Genomic DNA, 24,515 nt, shown 5'->3' on the forward strand with positions numbered 1-24,515 from the left:
GATAGCGTTCGATCATTCAACATTAATGTCGACTGACCCGACGCCATCGCGAGCAGGCTCACTCCTACAGGGGAAGGTGGTGGTTTTGAGGGATATGTCTGTAGCTGAACACACTTATTCTTGAAGGAAAAATCTCTAAAAAAAGCAGGGCAAATCTGATTTCCTTGTCCCTTCCTCAACACCCCTTGTCGCTCATGCAGAATCGCCCGCCTTCATTCTGCAGAGACACATCGGATGTTCGCGCCTGCCAATCAACCGCGTTTCACGTTGACCCTCGACGGCGTCCAGAATGAGCTCAAAGTCCTTGAGTTCACGGGCACGGAAGCCATCAGCCAACCCTACCGTTTTGACCTGGAATTGGTCAGCGATCGGCCAGACATCGAGCTCGAAAGCCTGCTGCACCGTCAGGCGTTTCTGAGTTTCGATGCACAAGGCGCCGGTATTCATGGTCAGATTTTTCGCGTCGGCCAAAGCGACTCCGGGAAACGCCTGACGGGCTATCAGATCAGCCTTGTACCGCGACTGGCTTACCTCGGCCAGCGCATTAATCAGCGGATCTTCCAGCACAAAAGCGTGCCGACGATCATCGCGCAGGTCCTCAAGGACCATGGCATCCAGCGCGATGCGTTCGAGTTTCAACTCGGCAGTGACTACACAGCTCGTGAGTACTGCGTGCAGTACGCCGAAAGCGATCTGGCGTTCATCCAGCGGCTGTGTGCCGAGATCGGCATTCACTACCACTTCCAGCACAGCCCCGACGGGCATCTGCTGGTGTTCGGCGATGACCAAACCGTTTTCCCTCGCCTGCCCGAGCCGACGTTATACCTGCCCGGCAGCGGAATGGCGGCGGATGCGCCGGCCATCAAACGCTTCAATGTGCGTTTGGAAACCCGCACTACCGCAGTCGCCCGTCGCGATTACGACTTTAAAAAACCTCGCCTGCAACTCGAAACCCGTCTCGACAGCGAGCAGCGCCCGGTGCTGGAGGACTACCACTTTCCCGGCCAATTCACCGATCGCGAACACGGTAAGCAACTGGCTCAACGCGCACTCGAACGCCACAACGCCGATTTCCGCCAGTCCGAAGGTCGTGGTGATGACTGTGCGCTGGTCAGCGGGCATTTCCTCCATCTCGCCGAGCATTCCCGTCAGGCGTGGAATGACTTGTGGCTGATCACTGAAATCGAACATCGCGGCCGCCAACCGCAAGTGCTGGAAGAGTCGGCCACCAGCGATGACCCGGATGATTTCCAGGGCTATCGCAATACGTTTCTGGCGACGCCGTGGGACGTTTCGTTTCGTCCGCCACTGGGGCCGCAAAAGCCGCGCATGCTTGGCTATCAACCCGCCGTGGTAACCGGGCCGACTGACAGCGAAATCCATTGTGACGAGTTCGGTCGGGTCAAGGTTCAGCTCGCCTGGGACCGCGACGGACAACTCAACGAACACTCCAGTTGCTGGCTGCGCGTGGCCACGGGTTGGGCGCATGACCGTTATGGCAGCGTGCTGATCCCGCGAGTCGGCATGGAAGTGCTGGTCGGGTTCATCGATGCCGATGCCGATAAGCCGCTGGTGATGGGTTGCCTTCCGAACGCGGCGACGCCCGTTCCGCTGGACCTGCCCGCCGACAAGACCCGCAGCATTTTCCGCAGCCAGAGCAGCCCGGGAGGTGGTGGCTACAACGAACTGCGCATCGAGGATCGCAAAGGCGCCGAGGAAATCTACCTGCGCGCCCAGCGAAACTGGACCCAGCATGTGTTGAATGATCAACAAGTTCAGGTCGATAACCAGCGCAGCATCGTCGTCACCGGCACCGCTCGCCATGAGTTGAAGGCCGACGAGCAGCGCATCACCCACGGCCAGCGCCAGGCCGAAGTGAAGCTCGACGATCACTTGGTGGTGATGGGTGATCGGCACATCCGCGTGACCAGCCAGGCGCTCAACGCCAGTCAGCAGTTCCATGTCAGCGCCGGCCAGCAAGTGGTGATCGATGGCGGCGCCAGCGCGACGATTCAGGCGGGTGGGCAGTGGATCAACATCGGGCCAGGGGGGATTTTCAGTAGCGTGCCGATTCAGGTGGGTGGGGCGTTGGTGCCGGCGATGGCGGCTGCGCCTGTGTCGCCGAATGCGCCTTTGAAACTCGCCGCTGCGCCGGCAGCGTTGTTGAGCGCCGCACAAATCATGAGCCTGAAAAGCGACGCGCCATTTTGTGAGGAATGCGAGCGGTGCAAGGACGGTGTCTGTGCAGCCTGATCTTTTGACGCCTCGCGACTGGCTGGACCGGCAGCCGCTGAAGTCATCGGAACAACTCTTTGCAATTTTCAGTAATGCCAGCACGGCTGAGCCGTTCAAAGCCTGGCAGCGTTCGATAGCCGTTCACGCGCCGTCCCCGATCTGGGCCGATACCGCCTACGCCGAGTGGGAACCGGTGATGCCCTATGTCGGAGTCGTCTCGGCAGGCAGTGAGTTTCTGGAGTGGGTCGCTGCCACCGAGTCTCGCGATTGGGGTTGGTTGGCGGTTTCTTCTGCGTCTCAAGAAGTGCTGGTCGAGCATCTGCGCAGCCTTACCCAAGTTCTTTTGCCCAACGGTCATGCGGTGTTTTTCCGCTTCTGGGATGGGCGTTATTTGCTCCCGATCCTTCAGTCCGGCGAAGTTAATGCCACGCAGTTAATGCCTGTGATCGACCGTTGTTTGATCAATGGTCAGCCGCTCGATATCGGTGGCAGTGCGCTGAAGACTTCCAGGGTTTTCCCGTGGTGGGAAGTAACCGCACCGCTGATTGAACACCTCGCTGGCGAGTCCGCGACGACTCGCATCAACAACTTGCTGATGTGGTTGAGCGAGGACCGACCTGATCTTTATGAAGCGTTTTCGCCGAGCGTATTGCGGCACAAAGTCGCGCTTTTCTTGCAGACGCCGGACCTGCCTCAAGCACCGAAATCAGCTTTGGTGGATTACCTGATGACGGAGCTGGACTGATGGATCAGATCGTACGGATCGAGCAGGAGCTCGACGGGTTTAAAGACACGCTGGTTTTGTATCGCCAGCAACTTGGCAGCTTCTTGGGGCGGAATACGGACAGGGTCAGCCGGGCGATGGATTTGCCTTCGTTGATGAGCATGGAGCGGCTGATAAAACTTGGGAACACCTCGACTGCAGTGAGCAGTGGCGATGATGATTTTTTCTCGGGTGTTGCGCAGTGTCCGGCAAGTGGAATTCTGGAGATCGAGAGCAAGTTCGAATCGGTTTATGACATTCCGTTGGGGAATATTTCGGTTGATGTGATTGCTGTTGATGGCGGCGAGAGCACACCGGTCAAGCTTGATGAAAACGGTAAAGGGCAGTTCTTAGGTACACCTGGCAAGTTCTATCGCGTTCATGTTCAGAGCGAAGTGACGCCGGCTCAAATTGATGATCTTTTCTCGTCCTACGATGGCCTGACCAAGGAGCTTGAGAGCTGGCTGCGTAAGGAGTGGGAGGGATTTAAACCGCAGTGGTCGCAGCAATCGGCGTCGGCATCGTTGGCCGCCGTGGGCAATGGAATGCTCGCAGGAGGTTGGGCGGCAGTTGAGGCTGTTTGGGATGGTATCGGTGAACTCACCGACATTCTGAAAAACCCTGATGCATTTGCCGAGAAACTGGGTGATAGCGCAGGAGAACTGGCAAGGCTCGCAGTCAGCGCTCCAGACATGATGGCAAAAGCCATGTTGCTGGCCAGCGACGAAGCGGCGCTGTGTTTGCTGATGCGCACCGCCATGTTATGGCTCGAAGCACTGCCGCCATCGCAATTGGCCGGGACGTCGGCCGAGGCCATTTCCAAAGTCGTGGTTGGCCTGGTCATCGACTTGTTGATTGGCTTGGTGTTGAGCGTGGTCGGCGTCGGTATTGCCTGGCTGACGGTGCGACTGGCCAAGTACAGCGCGCAGATTTTTCAGGCCGTGATGGGCTTCGTGAAGTCGATGGTCACGATCATCAACAACTTTATGGAGTATGTAGACCACTACAAAACGGTCGCCGCACGCGGCGTTGCTGCGGGACTAAACAAGGGCCGCATGCAACTACGCTGGGATGCCAAACGCAACACCGCGCTCAAGCAAAACGAACACCACGACAACGCCCCGGATCAGGCGAAAAATCCCAACGGCGACTCCGCCGATTCCGCCAATAAAACCGCCACCAACAAATGCCCGGTGTCGATGGTCACCGGCGAAGAACTGCTGACTCTCACCGACGGTGCGCTGGACGGTGTCCTGCCGTTCGACTTCACCCGGCTCTATCGCACCAGCGCCGCCGACATCGACAGCGGCCTCGGATTCGGCTGGAGCCATTCGCTCTCCCATCGGCTGGACATCGACGGCGACAGCGTCATCTGGATCGACCACGAAAACCGTCGCACCACGTTCCCGTTGCCGTCCGCTGAGCGCCCGGCGATCCACAACAGCCTGTCGCGCGCGGCGATTTATCTGGGCAATGATCCCGAAGAACTGATCCTCGCCCAGGCCGGCGACGACACGCGGTTTTATCACTTTCACCACGGTCGACTCACGACCATCAGCGACGCGTACGACAACCGCCTGCGCATCTCCCGCGACCGCCAGGAGCGCATCCAGCGCCTCGACAACGGCGCCGGCCGCGCCTTGCGCTTGCGTTATGAACGCAACCATTTAGTCGCCGTCGACTACCAGGTGTTTATCCCCGCGCAAACCCTTGAGGAGTGCTGGAAAACCGAGCAAACCCTGGTCAGTTACACCTACGACGAACGCGCACAACTGATCGAAGCCAGCAACGCCGCCGGTGAAAGCGAACGCTACGACTACGACGACCAACACGTCATCCTCCAGCGGCAACTGGCCGGAGGGGCGAGTTTCTTCTGGGCGTGGGAAAAGTCCGGCAAAGCGGCACGCTGCATTCGCCACTGGGCCTCGTTCGCGCAGATGGATGCGCGCTACGTGTGGGATGACGCCGGCAGCGTCACCGTGCACAACGTCGACGGCAGCGAAGAGGTTTACGTCCACGACCAGCGGGCGCGGCTGGTGCGCAAGGTCGAACTGGACGGCGGCGAACAGCTCAAGGCGTACGACGAAGACGGTCGGCTGGTGGCCGAACAGGATCCGCTCGGCGCCGTCACCGAATACCGTTACGACGAAGTCGGACGCCTGGTGGCGCTGATTCCGCCAGAAGACGAGCCGACGGCCTACGAGTACCGCAACGGTTTCCTGCACGCCCGTTATCGCGGCAAAGCGGTGTGGACGTATCTGCGCAATGCCCAGGGTGACATTACCGAAGCGACCGATCCCGACGGCCAGGTCACCCATTATTACTACGACGAAAAAGGCCAGCTGCTGTCGATCCGCTACCCGGATACCAGTCGGCATGTATTCGTCTGGAACGCATTGGGGCAACTGGTCGAGGAAACGCTGCCGGACGCTGGTGTTCGGCGCTTTTCCTACGATGCCCTGGGGCGGCAGCTTACTCGTCAGGACGAACATGGCGCGGTCACGCAGTCGCAATGGGACGCCGTCGGCCGACTGATCCAGACGATTCTTCCTACCGGCGCCAGCCGCGCCTACAGCTACAACGCCTACGGAAAAATCACTGCCGAACGCGATGAACTCGGCCGCATCACGCGCTACGAATACCTCGACGATCTGCACTTGGTCAGCCGCCGGCTCAATGCCGACGGTACCCAGCTGAAGTACCGCTACGACAACGCGCAGCTGTTGCTCACGGAAATCGAAAACGAATCCGGCGAGCAATATCGGCTGGACTACACCGCCGGCGGATTGATCCGAGAGGAAACCGGCTTCGACGGCCAACGCACGGCGTACGCCTACGACCTCAATGGTCAGCTGCTGGAGAAAACCGAGTTTGGCGCTGACGGTTCGCAGCTGATCACCGCTTACGAGCGGGATTCGGCCGGCCGGTTGTTGGTGAAAACCCTGCCCGACGGCCTCAAGGTCGAATACCGCTACGACAGCCTCGGCCGGCTGATCGGCGTCGACGACGGCCACGACCATCCGCTGGAATTCGAATACGACCAACAAGACCGCCTGATCACTGAACATCAGGGCTGGGGCACGCTGCGTTATGGCTACGACGCCTGCGGCCAACTCAAGCGCCTGCGTCTACCGGACGGCAGCAAACTCGATTACCACCACGCCAAGGGCGGCGCACTCACCGCCATCAACCTCAACGGCGCGCGACTCACCGGCCACCAATTTGCCTTCGGTCGCGAACAACAACGGCAGCAAGGCCAGTTACTCAGCGACTTTGCCTACGACGATCAGGGCCGTCTGCAAGCCCACGCCGTCAGCCAGCAGCAACAACCGCTGTATCGCCGCGACTATGCCTACAGCGCCAACGGCAATCTCGACCATATCGCCGACACCCGCCACGGCCAGCGCAACTACACCTACGACCCGCTCAACCGCCTGACCCGCGTGCGCCACAGCCGCGACGACCCACCGGAATCCTTCGCCCACGACCCCACCGGCAACCTGCTGATGCAGGACCGCCCTGGCGCCGCGAAAGTCGCGGGCAATCGCCTGCTGATGCAAGGCGACCGCCACTACGACTACGACGCCTTCGGCAACCTGATCCGCGAACGCCGCGGCACCGGGCAAAAACTCGTCACGGAATACCGCTACGACTGCCAACACCGCTTGATCGGCGTCACCACCCCGGACCGTCGCACCGCCAGCTACCGCTACGACGCCTTCGGCCGCCGCATCGCCAAAACCGTCGACGGCCACACCACCGAATTCTTCTGGCAAGGCGACAACCTCGTCGCCGAAAGCAGCCGCGAACACTACCGCAGCTACGTCTACGAACCCGGCAGCTTCCGCCCGCTGGCCATGCTCGACGGCAAAGGCCCGCGCAAGGCCTGCCCGTTCTACTACCAACTCGACCACCTCGGCACACCGCAGGAACTGACCGATTTTGGTGGCGAAATTGTCTGGTCGGCGAAGTACAACGCCTACGGCAAAGTCACGCATTCGGCGTTCGGTGGCGGCGAGCAGCTTGAGCAGCCATTGCGCTTTCAAGGGCAGTACTTCGACGCCGAGAGCGGCCTGCACTACAACCGGCATCGGTACTATGATCCGGACGTTGGCCGATACCTGACGCCGGACCCGATCAAGTTGGCGGGGGGGCTGAACCCGTATCAATACACGCCGAATCCGACGGGGTGGGTTGATCCGTTGGGGTTGAGCGGGAATTGCCCGCCGCCGAATAAGCCTGGGTGTGGGGCGCCGGATAATGTTAGTGAGACGGTTGTTGATGGCGGTGAGGTAAAAACTCCAATCGCGAAGTCGCGTCCTAAAAATTTTAGGAATGATGAAAAGCTTGACCTCCATTATAAAAAACACGGTAAAAAAGAGTTCGACGCTCAGAGCAAAGAGGAATACCTACAAATTTCTCGTGATGTAGTGAATCAAGGCATAAAAGTGAAATATCCGTATGAAGGAGAAGTTAGAGTCGCCTATTTGCAACTGCTGGGCAATTCCCAGAGGAATGGTGATACAAAGTTTGCATTTGTCGGTACTAATAATAACGGTGATATCACAACCCTGCATGTAAAAAGTGGAAAAGATTTCTGGAAAATGTTAAACGGTAATGCAAAGGATAACGAGTTGAGGCCAGTAAATGACTAAGAAGTATAGTGCGCTTGTCATGGAGATTGACGAGGTCGTCGAAGAGGCGGTTGTTTTGCTTGTCAATGGCGTAGCGGTGCAATGCTTTATTAACTTCTGCCCATTTAAAATTGAAATCGGTAAAACTTACGAGGTTGAGTTTGAATTGGTTTTTCCTGATAGCATCGACATGGAAGTAAGTCAGGATGAATATGTCGGAGTTGAAATGGAGGATGACAGTTTTTCATGTGTGTTAGCGGGCTATTTAGATGGTGCCGTATTAAGATCCTTTATTGATTTCGATGCTCAAGATATTCATTACGATTACCCGTTTTTTAACCAAAAATTTATTAAAATAAATGTGATTCGTATTGATGTGGCTTTTTGAGTTTGGTGCCGGATTTTTGAGCGGCGAGGGATGGATACATTCTCAATTGGCTGGCAGGCCAATAAAGAGGATGGGTTTATTTTTGCTGCAAGCTTCGAAGGAGTTGCTACGGAGTAATAAATAAATCCGTCCCCTTTTTTCTCTTTTTTCCTGTCCACTTTTTTTCTTTTTTCTGGTCCCATTTTTTCTCTCAATGCCAATTGCCAACACTATGGGATGTTTAAGTATTGTTTAAAGTTCACGTAACTACTACGAAGTTTTCGGGCAGACTCATCGGAAGTTTCCTTCAAGTTGTGACGGCTTCCATGAACTGGTGGGCGATGGGTTGCAGGGATAGTCTTGGGCTGTCACCGCGCAAGTGGTGGCAGGGTGTAGGAGCCCTCTCTCATGATGCAACAGCTCTGTCGTTTGATTGCGGCACTTAACTCGTGTCCATATGATCGTTCGCGGCGGCTGTGCGCGGGACACGCTTCGGCGTGACCGAGGTTCATGAGTGCTCGGTACTCCTACTCCTGCGCATGGCTGCCACCCAAACCTGTAGGAGGGGGCGTTTGGCAGCTCATTTTCATACTCATGGAATTTACAAATGACGACGCTAACGCCAGATCCACCCTACGAAAAACCAATCCCTCACCCCAGCAACCGCTTCATGGCCCTCACCAGCAACTGCACTGACATGCCCACGCTATTCGTTGATACCCACGCGCCGCTCGATGTGTTGTATGACGCCGCCAACTATCGAATTCGCGCCGTCACTCAGGTGCTGGAGAACATGTCGATGCGCGGTTCGGTTGAGTGCGAATCCTTCATCCTCAGCGACTTTGCCATGCTCTGTGCCATACCGTTGCGCGATGGGTGTGATGTGCTGGATGTGATTGGGCGACGGTTGCGGGCTCGGGCTTCGGATTAACGCCGCCGAATGATCGTTCCCACGCTCCGCGTGGGAATGCAGCCCGTGACGCTCTGCGTCAAATCGGTGCCCGGCTCGACACCGGCGGTGTGGCTGGAACGCGGAGCGTCCCTTGAGGCATTCCCACGCGGAGCGTGGGAACGATCATCGTGTAGGGGCGGGCCCATTCGAATTGTCCGCTCGGCTGCGAGGCCCTGACGTTCGCCTCGGTACAAGGTAAACTTCCCGGCCTTCGCAGGAGCAATCATGAATTATCGTCACGCCTTCCATGCCGGCAATCACGCCGATGTGTTCAAACACCTGACTTTGACCCGCCTCATCGCCCTGATGTCGCGCAAGGAGCAGCCGTTTGCCTATCTCGACACTCACGCCGGCATTGGCCTCTATGACCTTCAGGGCGATCAGGCCAATCGCACCGGTGAGTACCTGGAAGGTATTGCGCGTCTGTGGGATCAGCCGGATCTGCCGGAACTGACCGCCGATTACATGAAGGTGCTGCACGACATGAACCCGGATGGCCAGTTGCGTTATTACCCGGGGTCGCCGGAGCTGGCGCGGCGTCTGACGCGGCCGCAGGATCGGGTGATGCTCAACGAGAAGCACCCCGAAGACGGCTTGCTTCTCAAGGACAACATGGCCGGCGACCGTCGGGTCAAGGTGCATTTGGGCGAAGGCTGGCATGTGCCGCGTGCGATGTTGCCGGTGCAGGAGAAGCGGGCGGTGATGTTGATTGATCCGCCATTTGAACAGCTCGATGAGATGCAGCGCTGTGCGGCGTCGCTGAAAGAAGCGGTTGGCCGGATGCGCCAAACCGTGGCGGCGATCTGGTACCCGGTGAAGGACCAGCGCATGTTGCGTCGCTTTTATCAGGATCTGGCGGGCTCCGGCGCACCGAAGTTGTTGCGCGTGGAGTTGCTGGTGCATCCGCTGGATACGCCGAACAGTCTGAACGGGTCCGGGTTGGCGATTGCTAATCCGCCGTGGGGGCTGGAAGAGGAGTTGCGTGAGTTGCTGCCGTGGTTGTCCAAGAAATTGGGACAGACCCAAGGTGGGTGGCAGATGGATTGGTTGATTGCTGAGTAGCAGCGGCAAGTTTCAAGCGGCAAGCTGCAAGTTTAAAGCGGCGAGCGTCCAGTCTTGCCGCTTGCCGCTTGTAGCTTGTAGCTATCGCTAGATCGGACAGGTCACGCCCGTACCGCCAATCCCGCAATACCCTTCAGGGTTTTTGGCCAGGTATTGCTGGTGATAGGCCTCGGCGAAGTAGACCGTCGGCGCTTCGTCGATTTCAGTGGTGATTTCGCCTTTGCCGGCCTTGGTCAATTCAGCCTGAAATACTGTTTTGCTCTTGAGTGCGGCGTCCAATTGCGCCGGGTTGGTAGCATAGATCACCGAGCGGTACTGGGTGCCGATGTCGTTGCCCTGGCGCATGCCCTGCGTCGGGTTGTGCAGTTCCCAGAACATCTTCAGCAGCTCGTCATAGCTGACTTTTGCCGGCTCGTAGACCACCAGCACGACTTCGCTGTGGCCGGTCAGGCCTGAGCAGACTTCTTCATAGGTCGGGTTCGGTGTGAAACCGCCGGCGTAACCCACCACGGTACTGACCACGCCTTCACGCTGCCAGAAGCGACGTTCCGCTCCCCAGAAGCAGCCCAGGCCGAAAATCGCAAAATCCACGTCGGTGATGAATGGACCCAGCAGTGGCGCGTCGTGGACGAAGTGTTTTTCCGGCAGGGACATTGGCGTTTCGCGGCCAGGCAGAGCTTGTTCTTTGGTTGGAAGCACGTTTTTGTTCACCAGGATTTCCGAGCGCAAGACCATGATCAGTCCTCTCAGTCAGGTTGGGATGTAGTAATCAGACCGCCAGTTTGCCCGAGTGTCAGGCCGCTGTCAGGCGAACGGGCCACGCGGATAGCGTTTGAGCTTTTCGATCAGCTCGTCGCCGGGGATTGGCCGGTCGAACAGGTAGCCCTGGCCGACGTCGCAGCGGTGGCGGCGCAGGAAGGCCAACTGCTCGGCCGTCTCGATGCCTTCAGCCACGACCTTGAGTTTCAGGTTGTGGGCCATGGCGATCACCGCGGAGGTGATTTCCATGTCGTCCTGGTTGTCGGGGATTTCGTGGATGAAGCTGCGATCGATCTTGATGATGTCGATCGGAAATTTTTTCAAGTAGCTGAGCGACGAGTAACCGGTGCCGAAGTCGTCCATGGCCAGGGTCAGGCCCAGGCGCTTGAGCTGGTCGAGTTGCAGGTGGGTGTCTTCGGTGGCTTCCAGCAGCAGGCCTTCGGTGAGTTCGAGTTCCAGCAGGTGGGCCGGCAACGCTTCTTCCTTGAGGATGTTGGCGATGGACGACACCAGGTCCGGGTCGGAGAACTGCTTGGGCGACAGGTTGATGGCGACTTGAAGATCGCCCAGGCCAGCGGCGCTCAACGATTTGCTCATGCGGCAGGCCTGGCGCGCGATCCATTTGCCGATCGGGATGATCAGGCCGGTTTCCTCGGCGACGCTGATGAACTGGTCCGGACGGATCATGCCTTTGTCCGGATGGTTCCAGCGCAGCAGCGCTTCCATCCCCAGCAGACGGCCGCTGCGCAGGCAGAGCTTGGGCTGGTAGAACACGTCCAGTTCGTTCTGGGTCAGTGCGCGGCGCAGGTTGTTCTCGACGAACAGCTTGTAGCTGGCCTCGGCATTCAGCGCCTCGGTGAACACCTGGACCTGATGCTTGCCGTTGGCCTTGGCTTTGTGCAGCGCCAGACCGGCGTTGCGCATCAGGGTTTGCGGGTCACGGCCGTGTAACGGCGCGCAGGCCAGGCCCACGGAGCCGGTGACGCTGATCAGTTGGTTATCGACGAACATCGGCTTGTCGAGGGTCATCAACAACTGATGGGCAACCTGTTGGCCGGTGCGCAGGTCGGTGTTGTCCAGCAGCACGGCGAACTCGTTACTGGCGAAGCGCGCCAGGCTGCCGCTCGGGCTCAGGCTGTTACGCAGACGTCGGGCCAGGCTGATCAGCAGTTTGTCGCCGGTCTGGTGACCGAGGCTGTCGTTGATCCGCTTGAAGTTGTCGATGTCCACCAGCAACAGGCTGATCGGGGTATCAGTGTCTCGGGCGAAACGTTCGTCGAGGTTGCGGATGAACGCCGGGCGGTTGCCGAGGTTGGTCAGGTTATCGGTGTAGGCCAGGCGCTCGATGCGCTGCTGGGCGAGTTTGTTCTGGGTGATGTCTTCGTAAATGCCGATGTAGTGCGTCAACTCGCGGTTATCGCCGTACACCTTGGAGATCGACAGCTGCCCCCAGTAGGGTTCGAGGTTTTTGCGTCGACTCTTGAACTCGCCCTGCCAACTATTGCTCTTGGCCAGCGCCGAGGGCGCGTCGAACAGCAGTTCGCTGAGGTTTTCCAGTGCCGGCAGTTCCGACAGCCGCTGGCCGTGGACTTCTTCGGTGGTGTACTGGGTGATCGCGGTGAAGCTCGGGTTGACGTACTCCACCACGCCGTCGCAATTGACCAGCAAAAAGGCGTTGGCGCTTTGTTCCACCGCACGCTGGAACAGATGCAGGGCGCTGGTGGCGGTGCGGCGGTTGTGGTTGTTGATGACCTGGGCGAACTGATCCGCCAGCTCGCCGGCAAAAGCGATTTCGTCCGACTGCCAGGCGCGGCTCGCACCGCTCTGTTCCAGGCACAGCACGCCAACGACCTGACCGTCGACACGGATACTGGCGTCGAGCATTGCGTTCACATCGCGCGGGCGCAGGCGCTCGGCCATGTGCCGGGTGCGCGGGTCACGCATGGCGTTTTGGGCGTCGATGGCACGGCTGCTGTGCAAGGCCTCGAGGTAATCGGGGAAGCCGCTGACATCGATCGGCTCCGGCAACTGGTATTCCCCGTTGGCGCGGTGATAGGCCGAAATCGGCACCAGCATCGAACCTTCAAGGTTCCACAGGCTGGCACAGTCAATTTGGTAAATATCACAGGCACTGCGGGTGATCAGTTCGGCGGCTTCTTGCAGAGAGTTGTTGCTGCTGTAGCGCTGGCGAGTCAGCAACAGGATCAGATCCTGCTGGGCGCGTACCCGCTCCAGATGCTGCAGTTGTACCTGCTGGGCAAGCTGATTGAGCTCCAGGGCGATTTGCAGGCGCGAGTTCTGTGATTCCAGATCGGGTAATAGCGGATTACTGTCGAGCAGGTCGTCGACCACGAGCAGATAGCCGCGTAACAGGTGCCGATTGTGTTGTTTATAGGCTTCGCCCAGTTCCAGCAGGTTCAAGGCGCCCGAGGCGGTGTGCAAGGTGTAGCGGATCTGGTAGTTCGGACTGTCAGTCAGTTGCTGCTGGACCGCGTCATGCAGCTGATAGCGCGCTTCGGGCTCCATCAGGCTGGCGTAGGGTGAGTCGACCAGCGCACACAAGTCTACGGCTGGCAGCCCGAAATGACGTTCGCAATTAGGGTCCAGAAACAGTAGCGCCCAGCTAGGTTCATTCAGCCGTTCGAAACGCAGCATGCCGAGCCGCGAGGGCACAGGCAACTGCGTCACTACCTCGGCCACCATACGGCTGGCGGCATCGGGTTGGCTTTTCATGGAGGGAAACTCGCTTCGAATATGCTGAACGCGCCGGGCTCTCGCCCTCTTAACTGTTGTCTGCGGCAAGGTTGCATCATTGCGGCCCCGACTGACAAGAGACATGAAGGCCAAGTGCTATAAGAATATGTCGGCAGGAGTGAAGTTTTCTCCAATACTGGCTAAAAACTAACGCATTTGGCCTTCTTCGCCTTAGTGCAGAGGGATGTTGACCCTTTGTAATCGCTTGCCGTCCCGATCGTGGTAATTGACCTGAATCTGCCCGCGATCAACGATCAGGTGGGCGAAATTGTCCTGGCTGACCACGTTGCTGGTCAGTTCATGCCGATAGTCCCCCGCAGCCGTTTGCACCAGCGCCTGATCCAGGATGAACGTGGAGGCCTTGGCATACGGCAGCAGTTTGCTGTTACACAGTGGCGAGGAGACGATGGTGTGAACCTCGAAGTCCGGGTCTTCGCTGTGGGTCAGGCGACTCGTCAAGGATCCATGAACATCACCCGATACGAAGACGACGTTCTTGATCCGGTGCGTACGAATAGTTTCCAGCAACCGTAGGCGTTGTTCCGGAAAGGCTTTCCAGGCGTCATCGCCATGGAGTTTGCGGTCGGGGTAGAACATCACGCTGGTGACCACGAATTTGACCCTTGCCTGGCTGTGGATCAGCCATTTGAGCAGTGCCTGTTCCTGTTCTTCGTCGAGGATACGGCGATCATCGGCTGATAAATTGCGTCGAGTGCGGCTGTCGGTGATAAACCATTCAATATCGCCTTCGACGAACTGATACCAATACTGTTCAAGTTTTCTGCTTATTTGTCCGTTGGCTAAAAGTTCGTGTGCCGGGCAATGGCTGGCTTGATAGAGCTCATAGGCCGCGATGGCATTTTTGTACAAGTAAGCATCGCTCTTGCTTTCGTTGGCGGGCCAGTTGTCTTCTATTTCATGGTCGTCGATGATCATGTAAGTCGGCAGGTTGGACATTAACTTTTTGATGTTCGGTTGGGAAAATGCTGCACGATATTTACTGAGTATTTCTTTGTAGTCCCGGTCGGGAGCAATGAGGTTCAGGTCATCGACATAGATTTGGTCGCCGGTCATCAGCATCGCGCTGACAGGCGGGTCTGCCTGCTGTGCCAGATTAGAAATCGAAGCAAAAATCCGGTCGCCTAGTTGCGGTGCAGACGGTATACCCGCCGTCATGCGCAGATAGCGGCACGATCCGACTACATAAGCCCGTGGCGTGCTGGTCTTTCTCGACCGGGTGCGAAACCGGTAAATCTCCCGTGGCCATTGCAGTGGCAGTTCCTGAATGGTCTCCACGGTATGCACCGGACTCATCGGGCTGAACCAGCCGGCCTGATATTCGTACTCGCTGTCGCTGGCCAAATCATTGAGTGCGATGACATCGGACATATCGCGCAAGAGCGTCAGTTTTACAAATGTCCCTTGAGACCAGTGCTCTTCACCCACGCACCGATAACGAATGCCTGCAAATACCAGTGCGTTATCTTGAAGTTCGCCGCGCACAAATATGCGCGCGTGATTAGTTGTAGTGTGGCCAATAATAGGGCCGACAGTTGGTTTGAACATGTTCGAATCCATTCGAAGTAATTGCTAACTAAGCAGAAAATGATTGATGCAGTTTCATCAACTGTCAGTCGGACTAAGACTAGTTATTGGCTCGCGAAAAATATCGGGCGGAAGTGGACTGGCGTTGTGGTCGTTGTCAGCCACGAATGTAGGAAAAATCAAGACAAAAAAAAGCCCCGCCAAATTGGCGGGGTTGAGGTACGAGCGTGGCGCTCGGAAAACGTAGAACGCGAGCGGCCCTCCGGTGAGGGAGGGCCGCTCGGTGTTACAGCAGGATCGTGCGGATGTCCGCCAGCAGACTGCTCAGACGCTGGGTGAAGCGTGCAGCAGCGGCGCCGTTGATCACGCGGTGATCGTAGGACAGCGACAGCGGCAGCATCAGCTTCGGCTGGAAGGCTTTGCCATCCCAGACAGGCTGGATGGTTGCCTTGGAAACACCGAGGATCGCCACTTCCGGCGCGTTGACGATCGGCGTGAAGCCGGTGCCGCCAATGTGGCCGAGGCTGGAAATGGTGAAGCAAGCGCCCTGCATGTCGTCAGCGGTGAGCTTTTTGTCGCGGGCTTTGGCAGCCAGCGCAGCGGCTTCGGCTGCCAGTTGCAGCAGGCTTTTCTGGTCGACGTTCTTGATGACCGGTACCAGCAGGCCCTCAGGGGTGTCGACGGCGAAGCCAATGTTCACGTACTTCTTGCGGATGATCGCTTTGCCGCTTGGTGCCAGCGAACTGTTGAAGTCCGGCAGTTCCTTGAGCATATGCGCGCAGGACTTGAGCAGCAGTGGCAGGATGGTCAGCTTGACGCCAGCCTTCTCTGCAACGGCTTTCTGAGCAATGCGGAACGCTTCCAGCTCGGTGATATCAGCCGAATCGAACTGAGTCACGTGTGGAATGTTCAGCCAGCTGCGATGCAGGCTCGACGCGCCGATTTGCATCAGGCGAGTCATCGGCACTTCTTCGGTTTCACCGAAACGGCTGAAGTCGACAACCGGAATCGGCGGGATGCCCGCGCCGCCGGTTGCGCCCGCAGCAGCGGCCGGTGCTTCCTTGGCCTTCTGCATCATCGCCTTGACGTAAACCTGCACGTCTTCTTTGAGGATGCGACCGTGCGGGCCACTGGCGCCGACGGCGTTCAGCTCGACGCCGAATTCACGGGCCAGTTGGCGTACTGCCGGGCCAGCGTGAACCTTGGCGCCCGGCTTGGCCGGTGCAGCGGCAGGTGCGGCAGCTACCGGAGCAGCAGGCGCCGCAGCGGCCGGGGCAGGAGCGCTCGGTGCAGCAGCGGCCGGAGCCGGGGCAGCAGCAGGCGCAGCGCCTTTGACTTTCAACTTGAGGATCAGGTCGCCGGTACCGACTTCGTCATCCAGCTTGATGGAAACGCTTTCCACCACGCCAGCGGCGGGCGATGGGATTTCCATGCTCGCCTTGTCGGATTCCAGGGTGATCAGCGACTGGTCGGCTACGACGGTGTCGCCGGCCTTGACCAGAACTTCGATGATCTTGGCCTTGCCCGCCGAACCGATGTCCGGAACGTGGATGTCCTGAACGCTGTCGGCCACTGGAGCAGCCGGAGCTGCCGCAGGAGCAGGCGCAGCGGCGGGTGCTGGAGCAGCCGCCTGGGCCGGGGCGGCAGCCGGTGCCGCAGCACCCGCCACTTCCAGGTCCAGAATCAGGTCGCCGGTACCGACTTCGTCGTTGAGCTTGACGCTGATGGCCTTGACCACGCCAGCGGCAGGCGACGGGATTTCCATGCTCGCCTTGTCGGACTCCAGGGTGATCAAGGATTGATCAGCCGCGACGGTGTCGCCGACCTTGACCTGGATCTCGATGATCTGGGCCTTGCCCGCCGAACCGATGTCCGGCACGTGCACTTGCTGAACGCTGGCAGCAGCCGGCGCAGCAGCAGGAGCGGCGGCAGGCGCAGCAGCCGGTTTGGCTTCAGCCTTGGCGGCTGGCGCAGCGGCAGCCGCAGGGGCCGCAGCTGCGGCACCTTCGACTTCCAGCTCCAGCAGTTCGTCGCCTTCTTTCAGGCGATCGCCGAGCTTCACTTTCAGGCTCTTGATGATACCGGCCTTCGGCGCAGGCACTTCCATGCTCGCCTTGTCCGACTCAAGTGTCAGGATGCTCTGGTCGGCTTCGATACGGTCGCCGACCTTCACAAACAGTTCAATTACTTCACCTTCACCGCTGCCGATGTCAGGTACGCGAATGAGTTCGCTCACAGAATCTCTCCTCAGCAGTCCAGTGGGTTGAGTTTTTCCGGGTTGATACCGAACTTGGTGATGGCTTCAGCCACAACCTTAGGTTCGATGTCACCACGGTCAGCCAGTGCTTCCAGGGCTGCCAACACCACGAAATGACGGTCGACTTCGAAGAAATGACGCAGTTTCTTGCGGCTGTCGCTGCGGCCGAAACCGTCGGTGCCCAGGACTTTGAATTCCTTGGACGGAACCCACTGACGAATTTGCTCAGCGAACAACTTCATGTAGTCGGTAGAGGCAATGACCGGACCTTTACGGCCGTTCAGGCACTCTTCGACGAAGCTCAGTTTAGGCTTCTGGCCCGGGTGCAGACGGTTGGTGCGCTCTACGGCCAGGCCGTCGCGACGCAGTTCGTTGAAGCTGGTAACGCTCCATACGTCAGCGCCGACGTTGAACTCTTCACGCAGAATCTTCGCTGCTTCACGGACTTCACGCAGGATGGTGCCGGAGCCCATCAGCTGAACGTGGTGCGCCGCTTCGCGGTTGTCTTCTTCAAGCAGGTACATGCCCTTCTTGATGCCTTCCTCGGCACCGGCCGGCATGGCTGGCTGCTGGTAGGACTCGTTCATCACGGTGATGTAGTAGAAGACGTCCTGCTGCTCTTCGGTCATCTTCTTCATGCCGTCCTGGATGATCACCGCCAGCTCGTAGCCGTAGGTCGGATCATAGGTGCGGCAGTTCGGGATAGTGGCAGCCAGGATGTGGCTGTGACCATCTTCGTGTTGCAGGCCTTCGCCGTTGAGCGTGGTCCGGCCGGCGGTGCCGCCGATCAGGAAGCCACGGGTACGGCTGTCGCCAGCGGCCCAGGCGAGGTCGCCGATACGCTGGAAGCCGAACATCGAGTAGAAGATGTAGAACGGCAGCATTGGCTGGTTGTGGCTGGAGTACGAAGTACCGGCAGCGATGAAGGAGCTCATGGCGCCTGCTTCGTTGATGCCTTCTTCGAGGATCTGGCCCTTCTTGTCTTCCTTGTAGAACATCACCTGGTCTTTATCGACTGGCTCGTAGAGCTGGCCGACGGAGGAGTAGATGCCCAACTGACGGAACATGCCTTCCATACCGAAGGTACGGGCTTCGTCCGGGATGATCGGAACGATGCGCGAGCCGATTTCCTTGTCCTTGACCAGTTGCGCGAGGATCCGCACGAAAGCCATGGTGGTGGAAATCTCGCGGTCGCCCGAGCCATCAAGGATTGCCTTGAGGGTATCGAGTGGCGGCGTTGGCACGCTGATGCTCTTCGCGCGGCGCTGTGGTACGAAACCGCCCAGTGCAGTGCGACGCTCGCTCAGGTAGCGGGCTTCGGCGCTGTTTGGCTCTGGCTTGAAGAACGGCAGGTTTTCCAGCTCTTCGTCCTTGACCGGGATGTCGAAACGATCGCGGAACAGCTTCAGGCTTTCAACATCAACCTTCTTGGTGTTGTGCGCGGTGTTCTTCGCTTCGCCGGCACCGGTGCCATAACCTTTGATGGTCTTGGCCAGGATCACGGTTGGCTGTTCTTTGTGGTTGACCGCTTCGTGGTACGCCGCGTAGACCTTGTACGGGTCGTGGCCGCCACGGTTGAGTTTCCAGATCTCGTCGTCGGACAGATCGGCAACCATCGCCTTGAGTTCTGGCGAGTTGAAGAAGTGTTCACGCACGAATGCGCCGTCTTTGGCTTTGTAGTTCTGGTACTCGCCGTCGATGACTTCGTCCATGCGACGTTGCAGGATGCCGTCCACGTCTTTGGCCAGCAGTGGGTCCCAGAAACGGCCCCAGATGACTTTGGTCACGTTCCACTGGGCACCACGGAACACGCCTTCGAGTTCCTGGATGATCTTGCCGTTGCCGCGAACCGGGCCGTCGAGGCGCTGCAGGTTGCAGTTGATGACGAAGATCAGGTTGTCGAGCTTTTCGCGGCCAGCCAGCGAGATCGCGCCCAGGGATTCCGGCTCGTCACACTCGCCGTCGCCCAGGAAGCACCAGACTTTTTGCTTGCCTTCAGGGATGAAGCCACGGGCTTCCAGGTACTTCATGAAACGTGCCTGGTAGATCGCCTGGATCGGACCCAGACCCATGGATACGGTCGGGAACTGCCAGAAATCAGGCATCAGCCACGGGTGCGGGTAGGACGACAGGCCCTGACCGTCGACTTCCTGGCGGAAGTTGTTCATCTGGTCTTCGGTGATGCGGCCTTCCATGAATGCGCGGGCGTAAACGCCTGGCGAGGTGTGGCCCTGGAAGTAGATCAGGTCGCCGCCGTGTTCGTCGGTCGGGGCCTGGAAGAAATAGTTGAAGCCAATGTCATACAGGGTTGCGCTGGAGGCGAAGCTGGAGATGTGACCGCCCAGGTCAGAATCTTTCAGGTTCGTACGCATCACCATGGCCATCGCGTTCCAGCGTACCAGCGAGCGAATGCGGCGTTCCATGAACAGGTCGCCAGGCATGCGTGCTTCGTGGGTAACGGGAATGGTATTGCGGTATGGCGTGGTGATTGCGTAAGGCAATTGCGAACCGCTGCGGGTCGCCAATTCGCCCATACGGGTCATCAGATAATGAGCGCGGTCTTCGCCTTCTTTGTCGAGAACCGATTCCAGGGCGTCCAGCCATTCCTGGGTTTCGACGGGATCGAGGTCTTGCATGGCTTGCTCCAGGGCGGAAAGGCTTCCAGAATCGGTTGCCTGAGTTTGCGACTGGCCTTGTGGGCAGACGATATAAATTCTTGGATTGCCGATAGGTTGTTCCGGCGGCGTGTAGTTTTACTACAAATCTTCGGGCATTTCAGCCTTTCGGATGTATATACGAGTAGTAAAACTACAGATGAATGGCTTGTGGCCTCCGGCTGCGTTGTGAGAATAATCGTTAAGGTTGGTCTTTTGCCAACCACAAAAGGTGAAAGCTTGATGTTCGCTGCCAAAAATAAAGAATTTTCAGCTATTTCTAACTTTTGTTCGACAGTCCTTCAGGTAGCGGGTTTTCACAATTCACTACATGCAGCCGTCTCCACGCCGATCAAGGATAGACCATGAGCCTCCCCACGCTTGCCGAACTGCCCGGCATTCTTCAGCCGTTTGTCACCCGCGCCGAGCAGTCGTTCCGTACCGCCGTAGCGGCACTTGATGACGATCATGGCCTGTCGGCCTGGACGCCTGAACGCTGGGCACAATTTGCCCGCGTCACGGCGTCCAGCGACTTCGTGACAGAACAAAGCGTGCGTGATCCTTTGATGTTGCTGGCGCTGGTGCAGTCCGGTGAGCTGGACCGCAGTTTCACCCCCGGCGAGCTGTGCGGACAGATTGCGGCGGCGGTGAATGCGGCGCAAACCGATGACGAACTCGGCCGCGCCCTGCGCCGTCAGCGCAACCGCCAGCAAGTGCGAATCATCTGGCGCGACCTGACCCGTCAGGCCGACCTGGTCCAGACCTGCCGCGACCTCTCGGACATGGCCGATGCAAGCATCGATCAGGCCTATCAGTGGCTCTACTCGCGTCATTGTCAGCAGTTCGGTGTACCTACCGGCCGGCGCAGCGGCGAACCGCAGCCGATGGTCATCCTCGGCATGGGCAAGCTGGGCGCCGTGGAGCTCAATCTTTCGTCGGACATCGACCTGATCTTCGCCTACCCCGAAGGCGGCGAAACGGTCGGCGTGAAGCGTTCGCTGGATAACCAGGAATTCTTCATCCGCCTCGGTCAACGCCTGATCAAGGCGCTGGACCCGATGACCGTCGACGGCTTCGTGTTCCGCGTCGACATGCGTTTGCGGCCCTACGGTTCAGCCGGGGCATTGGTCTTGAGCTTCAATGCGCTGGAGCAGTATTACCAGGATCAGGGCCGCGACTGGGAACGCTACGCAATGATCAAGTCGCGGGTGGTGGCCGGCGATCAAGTGACCGGCGCGCAATTGCAGGAGATGCTGCGTCCGTTCGTTTACCGGCGCTACCTCGACTTCTCGGCGATCGAAGCGCTGCGCACCATGAAGCAGCTGATTCAGCAGGAAGTGCGGCGCAAAGGCATGGCCGACAACATCAAGCTCGGTTCCGGCGGCATTCGCGAAGTCGAGTTTATCGCCCAGGCGTTTCAGCTGATCCACGGCGGTCGCGACTTGAGCCTGCAACAACGCCCTCTATTAAAAGTACTGAACACGCTGGAAGGGCAGGGCTATCTGCCGCCGGCGGTGATCAGCGAGTTGCGCGATGGCTACGAATTCCTGCGTTACACCGAACACGCGATCCAGGCGATTGCCGATCGCCAGACCCAGATGTTGCCCGATGGCGCAGAAGATCAGGCGCGTATTGCCTTTATGTTGGGCTTCGCTGACTGGAACGCTTTCCATGAGCGGCTGATGTATTGGCGTGGCCGCGTAGCCTGGCACTTCGCTCAGGTCATCGCCGATCCCGACGAAGAAGAAGGCACTCAAAGCGAAGTGGTGGTGGGCGGGGAATGGTTGCCGCTGTGGGAAGAAGCTCAAGACGAAGAAGCGGCTTGCCGTCAGTTGGAAGAGGCTGGTTTCAAGGAGGCGACCAAGGCCTTGAAAGCCTTGGCCGGTCTGCGCGGCAGTCCGCAGTTGCGCGCGATGCAGCGGCTGGGACGTGAGCGCCTTGATGCGTTTATCCCACGCTTGCTGGCCCAGGCCGTGGAGCATGCCAATCCCGACTTGGTGCTGGAGCGCGTGCTGCCGCTGGTTGAGGCCGTAGCACGTCGTTCCGCGTATCTGGTGTTGCTGACCGAAAACCCCGGCGCACTGCGGCGTTTGTTGACCTTGTGCGCCGCGAGCCCATGGATCGCCGAACAAATCACTCGCTTCCCGCTGCTGTTGGATGAATTGCTCAACGAAGGCCGGTTGTTCAAGCCGCCCCTGGCGCCGGAACTGACCGCCGAATTACGCGAACGTCTGATGCGGATTCCCGAGGACGACCTCGAACAGCAGATGGAAGCCCTGCGCCATTTCAAACTGGCGCACCGCTTGCGCGTCGCCGCCTCGGAAATCGCCGGCAGCCTGCCGTTGATGAAGGTCAGCGATTACCTGACCTGGCTCGCCGAAGCGATTCTTGAACAAGTGTTGGCCCTGGCCTGGCACCAGACCGTGGCCAAGTACGGCACGCCGTCGCGTGCTGACGGTAGATTGTGCGATCCCGACTTTATCATTGTCGGTTATGGGAAAGTCGGCGGGCTGGAACTCGGGCATATTTCGGACCTGGACCTGGTGTTTATCCACGATGGCGATCCACTGGCAGAAACGGACGGGCCGAAACCGATCGATGGCGCGCAGTTTTTCACCCGCCTGGGGCAACGAATCATTCACTTGCTAACGGCGCAGACCAACTCCGGTCAGCTGTATGAAGTGGACATGCGCTTGCGACCTTCGGGTGCATCGGGGTTGCTGGTGAGTTCGATCGGTGCATTTGCCCGTTATCAGCACGGCGAAGCCTGGACCTGGGAGCATCAGGCGCTGGTCAGGGCTCGGGTGCTGGTGGGCAGCGCGGAGGTCGGTCGGGAATTCGAGCGGGTTCGCGCGTCGGTGCTGGGCAAGCCGCGAGACCTGGCGACCCTGCGTCAAGAGGTCAGTGAGATGCGCGCGAAGATGCGCGATAACCTCGGCACCAAGAGTACGGCGGCCGGGACCGGGGCGAATGCCTTCGAAGCCACGGCGCCGTTTGATCTCAAGCAGGACGCCGGAGGTATCGTCGATATTGAATTTATGGTGCAATACGCGGCCTTGGCGTGGTCGCAAACGTGCCCGTCATTGCTGCGCTGGTCTGATAATTTCCGCATTCTGGAAGAGCTGGCAAACGAAGGGCTGATGCCCGCCGAAGACGCCAGCTTGTTGCGCGAGGCCTATAAAGCCTACCGCGCCGCCGCTCACCGGCAGGCCTTGCAGAAGGACGCCGGGGTGATACCGGGCGACCAGTTCGCGGATGAAAGGCGACAGGTCATGCGGATCTGGCGTGAGCTGGGGCTAAGCTGAAACAGGATAGTTGTAACACTGAATATCCCTGTGGGAGCGGGCTTGCCCGCGATAGCGTAGTGTCAGTCACCATCAATGTTGGAGGTTCTGGCCCATTCGCGGGCAAGCCCGCTCCCACATTAAATTTGCGGTGATTGTAGAATTCTCGAGGCGGGGAGGCGTATGCCTCCCCGGTTCGTTTTTGGAAGCCACATGAAAATTCTGATCGTTGGGCCCAGTTGGGTCGGTGACATGGTGATGGCGCAGACTCTGTTTCAGAGTCTCAAGCAACGCCACCCGCAATGCGAAATCGACGTCCTGGCCCCCGAGTGGAGCCGGCCGATCCTGGAGCGCATGGCCGAAGTCCGGCAGGCCTTGAGCTTTCCGCTCGGCCACGGTGTCTTGGAGCTGGCGACCCGTCGGCGCATCGGTAAATCCCTCGCTGGTCAGTACGACCAGGCGATTTTGCTGCCCAATTCGCTGAAGTCGGCGCTGGTGCCGTTCTTCGCCAGTATCCCGACACGCACCGGCTGGCGTGGCGAATTCCGCTACGGCCTGCTTAATGACGTGCGCACGCTGGACAAAGAACGTTATCCGCTGATGATCGAGCGGTTCATGGCCCTGGCGTACGAGCCAGGCACCGAACTGCCGATACCTTATCCGCGGCCGAGCTTGCAGATCGACCCGGTCATCCGCGAAGCGACGCTGGCTAAATTCGATCTGGCGCTCGACCGTCCGGTGTTGGTGCTGTGCCCCGGCGCGGAGTTCGGTGAGGCCAAGCGCTGGCCGTCCGAGCATTACGCCAAGGTCGCCGAAGCGAAGATTCGCGAAGGCTGGCAAGTCTGGTTGTTCGGTTCGAAAAACGATCACGCCGTGGGCGAAGACATCCGCGCGCGGCTGATTCCCGGTCTGCGGGAAGAGGCGGTCAACCTCAGCGGCGGCACCTCGCTGGCCGAAGCCATTGACCTGATGTCCTGCGCCGACGCGGTGGTGTCCAACGACTCTGGCCTGATGCACGTCGCCGCCGCCTTGAACCGCCCGTTGGTGGCGATCTATGGCTCGACGTCGCCGGGTTTCACCCCGCCGTTGGCCGAGCATGTCGAAGTGGTTCGCTTGGGCATCGAATGCAGCCCATGCTTCGATCGCACGTGCCGTTTCGGCCATTACAACTGCTTGCGCCAGCTCATGCCGCAAGCCGTGAACGAAGCCTTGCAGCGGTTGCAGGGCACTGTGGTCGAGGTCAAATAGT

14 protein-coding genes are annotated in these 24,515 nt (G+C 58.8%); 9 read left to right on the forward strand and 5 right to left on the reverse strand.

What is annotated here, in order from left to right:
* Window positions 1-234 precede the first annotated feature (234 nt).
* From J2Y56_RS24200 to J2Y56_RS24225, 6 genes are all read left to right on the forward strand, one after another.
* Window positions 235-2,253, forward strand: coding sequence for a type VI secretion system tip protein VgrG (locus J2Y56_RS24200; protein ID WP_310353133.1), 2,019 nt, complete (start codon window positions 235-237; stop codon window positions 2,251-2,253).
* Entirely contained in the window at window positions 2,243-2,980 is a 738-nt protein-coding gene (locus J2Y56_RS24205; protein ID WP_310353136.1) for a DUF4123 domain-containing protein, read from the forward strand. The genes J2Y56_RS24200 and J2Y56_RS24205 overlap by 11 nt, the downstream gene beginning before the upstream one ends.
* Complete coding sequence (locus tag J2Y56_RS24210) at window positions 2,980-7,653, forward strand: RHS repeat-associated core domain-containing protein (protein ID WP_310353137.1); 4,674 nt, start codon at window positions 2,980-2,982, stop codon at window positions 7,651-7,653. Before J2Y56_RS24205 ends, J2Y56_RS24210 begins: the two co-directional genes overlap by 1 nt.
* Complete coding sequence (locus tag J2Y56_RS24215) at window positions 7,646-8,020, forward strand: hypothetical protein (RefSeq protein WP_007947025.1); 375 nt, start codon at window positions 7,646-7,648, stop codon at window positions 8,018-8,020. Before J2Y56_RS24210 ends, J2Y56_RS24215 begins: the two co-directional genes overlap by 8 nt.
* A 586-nt stretch (window positions 8,021-8,606) precedes the next feature.
* Window positions 8,607-8,930, forward strand: coding sequence for a hypothetical protein (locus J2Y56_RS24220; protein ID WP_310353141.1), 324 nt, complete (start codon window positions 8,607-8,609; stop codon window positions 8,928-8,930).
* 246 nt (window positions 8,931-9,176) lie between these two features.
* Window positions 9,177-10,013 (forward strand): 23S rRNA (adenine(2030)-N(6))-methyltransferase RlmJ, encoded by an 837-nt coding sequence (locus J2Y56_RS24225; RefSeq protein WP_310353143.1) that lies wholly within the window; start codon window positions 9,177-9,179, stop codon window positions 10,011-10,013.
* An 87-nt stretch (window positions 10,014-10,100) separates the two neighbouring features.
* Here J2Y56_RS24225 and msrA read toward each other — a convergent pair whose 3' ends face one another.
* From msrA to aceE, 5 genes are all read right to left on the reverse strand, one after another.
* Window positions 10,101-10,748, reverse strand: a complete 648-nt coding sequence (msrA, locus tag J2Y56_RS24230; RefSeq protein WP_310338797.1) for a peptide-methionine (S)-S-oxide reductase MsrA — start codon at window positions 10,746-10,748, stop codon at window positions 10,101-10,103.
* Window positions 10,749-10,817: 69 nt separating this feature from the next.
* A complete protein-coding gene (locus J2Y56_RS24235; protein ID WP_310353146.1) occupies window positions 10,818-13,505 on the reverse strand; it encodes an EAL domain-containing protein in 2,688 nt (895 codons plus the stop codon).
* Window positions 13,506-13,697: 192 nt separating this feature from the next.
* The gene (locus J2Y56_RS24240) at window positions 13,698-15,092 is read right to left on the reverse strand and encodes an alkaline phosphatase D family protein (RefSeq protein WP_310353147.1); all 1,395 of its coding nucleotides are present in this window, start codon (window positions 15,090-15,092) and stop codon (window positions 13,698-13,700) included.
* 265 nt (window positions 15,093-15,357) lie between these two features.
* Entirely contained in the window at window positions 15,358-17,307 is a 1,950-nt protein-coding gene (gene aceF, locus J2Y56_RS24245) for a dihydrolipoyllysine-residue acetyltransferase (protein WP_007947018.1), read from the reverse strand.
* 11 nt (window positions 17,308-17,318) lie between these two features.
* Window positions 17,319-19,964: a pyruvate dehydrogenase (acetyl-transferring), homodimeric type gene (gene aceE / locus J2Y56_RS24250; protein ID WP_007947017.1), complete on the reverse strand. Its 2,646-nt coding sequence runs from the start codon at window positions 19,962-19,964 to the stop codon at window positions 17,319-17,321.
* On the opposite strand from aceE, the gene J2Y56_RS24255 reads away from it, so the two are divergent.
* The 3 genes from J2Y56_RS24255 (at window position 19,959) to waaF (ending at window position 24,514) form a co-directional block, all read left to right on the forward strand.
* On the forward strand, window positions 19,959-20,351 hold the full coding sequence (locus J2Y56_RS24255) for a hypothetical protein (RefSeq protein WP_310353151.1): 393 nt from the start codon (window positions 19,959-19,961) through the stop codon (window positions 20,349-20,351). The genes aceE and J2Y56_RS24255 overlap by 6 nt on opposite strands.
* Window positions 20,348-23,287, forward strand: a complete 2,940-nt coding sequence (glnE, locus tag J2Y56_RS24260; protein ID WP_310353154.1) for a bifunctional [glutamate--ammonia ligase]-adenylyl-L-tyrosine phosphorylase/[glutamate--ammonia-ligase] adenylyltransferase — start codon at window positions 20,348-20,350, stop codon at window positions 23,285-23,287. The genes J2Y56_RS24255 and glnE overlap by 4 nt, the downstream gene beginning before the upstream one ends.
* Before the next feature lie 192 nt (window positions 23,288-23,479).
* Complete coding sequence (gene waaF / locus J2Y56_RS24265; protein ID WP_310353158.1) at window positions 23,480-24,514, forward strand: lipopolysaccharide heptosyltransferase II; 1,035 nt, start codon at window positions 23,480-23,482, stop codon at window positions 24,512-24,514.
* The last annotated feature ends 1 nt before the right edge of the window (window position 24,515 follow it).

This window comes from Pseudomonas sp. BE134 (assembly GCF_031456105.1).
In the GTDB taxonomy this organism is placed as follows: domain Bacteria; phylum Pseudomonadota; class Gammaproteobacteria; order Pseudomonadales; family Pseudomonadaceae; genus Aquipseudomonas.

What these genes read in the sequence shown, in the direction of transcription:
- aceE (WP_007947017.1), bottom strand. Translation starts at nt 19,964, where the DNA reads ATGCAAGACCTCGATCCCGTCGAAACCCAGGAATGGCTGGACGCCCTG.
- glnE (WP_310353154.1), top strand. Translation starts at nt 20,348, where the DNA reads ATGAGCCTCCCCACGCTTGCCGAACTGCCCGGCATTCTTCAGCCGTTT.
- J2Y56_RS24225 (WP_310353143.1), top strand. Translation starts at nt 9,177, where the DNA reads ATGAATTATCGTCACGCCTTCCATGCCGGCAATCACGCCGATGTGTTC.
- J2Y56_RS24210 (WP_310353137.1), top strand. Translation starts at nt 2,980, where the DNA reads ATGGATCAGATCGTACGGATCGAGCAGGAGCTCGACGGGTTTAAAGAC.
- J2Y56_RS24200 (WP_310353133.1), top strand. Translation starts at nt 235, where the DNA reads ATGTTCGCGCCTGCCAATCAACCGCGTTTCACGTTGACCCTCGACGGC.
- J2Y56_RS24240 (WP_310353147.1), bottom strand. Translation starts at nt 15,092, where the DNA reads ATGTTCAAACCAACTGTCGGCCCTATTATTGGCCACACTACAACTAAT.
- J2Y56_RS24220 (WP_310353141.1), top strand. Translation starts at nt 8,607, where the DNA reads ATGACGACGCTAACGCCAGATCCACCCTACGAAAAACCAATCCCTCAC.
- msrA (WP_310338797.1), bottom strand. Translation starts at nt 10,748, where the DNA reads ATGGTCTTGCGCTCGGAAATCCTGGTGAACAAAAACGTGCTTCCAACC.
- J2Y56_RS24215 (WP_007947025.1), top strand. Translation starts at nt 7,646, where the DNA reads ATGACTAAGAAGTATAGTGCGCTTGTCATGGAGATTGACGAGGTCGTC.
- J2Y56_RS24235 (WP_310353146.1), bottom strand. Translation starts at nt 13,505, where the DNA reads ATGAAAAGCCAACCCGATGCCGCCAGCCGTATGGTGGCCGAGGTAGTG.
- waaF (WP_310353158.1), top strand. Translation starts at nt 23,480, where the DNA reads ATGAAAATTCTGATCGTTGGGCCCAGTTGGGTCGGTGACATGGTGATG.